The organism is uncultured Eudoraea sp. (assembly GCF_947258525.1).
In the GTDB taxonomy this organism is placed as follows: domain Bacteria; phylum Bacteroidota; class Bacteroidia; order Flavobacteriales; family Flavobacteriaceae; genus Eudoraea.
Genome location: NZ_CAMYIP010000221.1, coordinates 1 through 2,059, shown reverse-complemented (window position 1 = coordinate 2,059; position 2,059 = coordinate 1). Strand labels below are relative to the sequence as shown.

General features: G+C 39.5%; 2 protein-coding genes and 1 pseudogene. All 3 read left to right on the top strand.

From position 1 onward, the window contains the following. Positions 1-69 precede the first annotated feature (69 nt). Positions 70-801, top strand: a pseudogene (speB, locus tag Q0X89_RS17145) (agmatinase); the annotation flags it as partial. A gap of 22 nt (positions 802-823) precedes the next feature. Next, on the top strand, positions 824-1,801 hold the full coding sequence (locus Q0X89_RS17140) for a deoxyhypusine synthase family protein (RefSeq protein ID WP_297696461.1): 978 nt from the start codon (positions 824-826) through the stop codon (positions 1,799-1,801). A 24-nt stretch (positions 1,802-1,825) separates the two neighbouring features. Then, on the top strand, positions 1,826-2,059 hold a 234-nt coding region (locus tag Q0X89_RS17135; RefSeq protein ID WP_297696459.1), incomplete at its 3' end, for a hypothetical protein.

Below are 2,059 nucleotides of genomic sequence, written 5' to 3'. Positions count from 1 at the left end.
GATAAATCTCAGAATGGAGAATACCTTACTGAAGCATTATTTGACAATTATTCTAAAATTTAATTTAAAGTGAAAACAAACAATAACTATGCGGGGATCCCACAAGATCTGGCACAACTAGAAAAAGCAAAGATTGTTATTATCCCTGTTCCTTATGATGGAACAAGCACATGGGGTAAAGGAGCAGACAAAGGGCCAAATGCCTTTTTGGAAGCCTCAGAGAATATGGAACTCTATGATATTGAAACTGATACGGAAGTCTTCAAACAGGGTATATACCTGGCCGATGAAATTTTAGAAAGTAGCAGCCCGGAAGCTATGGTTAATGCGGTGCATAAAACCACTAAAGAATATATCAAACGCAACAAATTTGTGGCTCTCATAGGAGGGGAACATTCAATTTCTATTGGAAGTATCAGGGCATTCAATGAGTGCTTTGAAAACCTGAGCGTTTTACATATTGATGCACATGCAGATTTGAGAAAAACTTATAAGGGAACCCAGTATAACCATGCATGTGCGGTCCATGAAGCATCACAACAGACCAATTTAGTTCAGGTAGGAATACGTAGCATGGATACTATTGAGAAAACCTATATGGATCCGGAAAAGACTTTTTTTGCCCATGAGATGTTGAGTAACGAATATTGGATGGACAATGTAATTGACCAACTTTCTGATAATGTTTTTATCACTTTTGACCTTGATGCACTGGATCCTTCCGTTATGCCTTCAACAGGAACACCCGAACCAGGTGGATTATTGTGGTATGAAACCCTGGAATTTCTTTTACAGGTTTTTAATACCAATTTCAAATTTGACGATGACGAAGACTAAAGGGGCTATCTCTGCATTTATTGAAAATCATTTTTTGCATTTTAACGCCGCTGCCCTTGTTGATGCTGCAAAAGGTTACGAAGCACAGTTAGACAATGGTTCCAAAATGTTAGTTTCACTTGCTGGTGCCATGAGTACAGCAGAGCTGGGTAAAAGTTTTGCAGAAATGATAAGGTCTGATAAGTTGCATATCATTTCCTGTACCGGTGCAAATCTGGAAGAAGACATTATGAATCTGGTGGCGCATTCACATTATAAAAGGGTGCCTAACTACAGGGATTTAACCCCGGAGGATGAATGGAACTTACTGGAAAAAGGACTAAACCGGGTTACGGATACCTGCATTCCTGAGGAAGAGGCTTTCAGAAGGTTGCAGCGGCATATTTTTAAAATATGGAAGGATGCCGAAAAAGCAGGAGGGCGTTATTTTCCTCATGAATATATGTACAAATTGCTACTCTCAGGGGTACTGGAAGAATATTACGAAATTGACCTGAAGGATTCATGGATGTATGCCGCCGCCGAAAAAAATTTACCAATGGTGGTACCCGGATGGGAAGACAGTACCATGGGAAATATTTTTGCGAGTTACGTAATGAAGGGAGAACTAAAGGCCAGCACCATGCGATCTGGCATTGAATATATGACATACTTAGCCGACTGGTATACAAAGAATTCGAAAAATGGCATTGGATTTTTTCAAATAGGGGGCGGTATTGCAGGTGATTTTCCCATATGTGTGGTTCCCATGCTCACCCAGGACCTTGAAATTGCAGACACACCCTTTTGGAGTTACTTCTGTCAGATTAGCGACTCAACAACGAGCTTTGGCTCCTATTCGGGCGCAGTCCCCAATGAAAAAATTACCTGGGGCAAATTGGATATTGGCACCCCAAAATTTATAATCGAAAGTGATGCCACTATTGTTGCACCTTTGATTTTTGCTTACTTACTAAACATGTAAAACTGAAATAATTGAATTGACACTATGCGCAGAGTAATTGTAGATTATAAGAAATTAAATAGTGATATCCTGGATCTTTTGGTGACCAGATATCCTGATGGATATGATGAGGATGATATTATAACCTTTAAGAACGCACTGAATGAAGTTATTGAATCGGTAGAAGTAAGAACTGATGATACCATTTATCTGGTAAAAGTCAGCAAACGATTAGTAGCTGCAATGGAAGACCATGCTGATGAAGAACCAGATGATGAT

Bases quoted from the DNA above. Each gene is read 5' to 3' on its own strand.
- Q0X89_RS17140 (WP_297696461.1), top strand. From the start codon at position 824: ATGACGAAGACTAAAGGGGCTATCTCTGCATTTATTGAAAATCATTTT.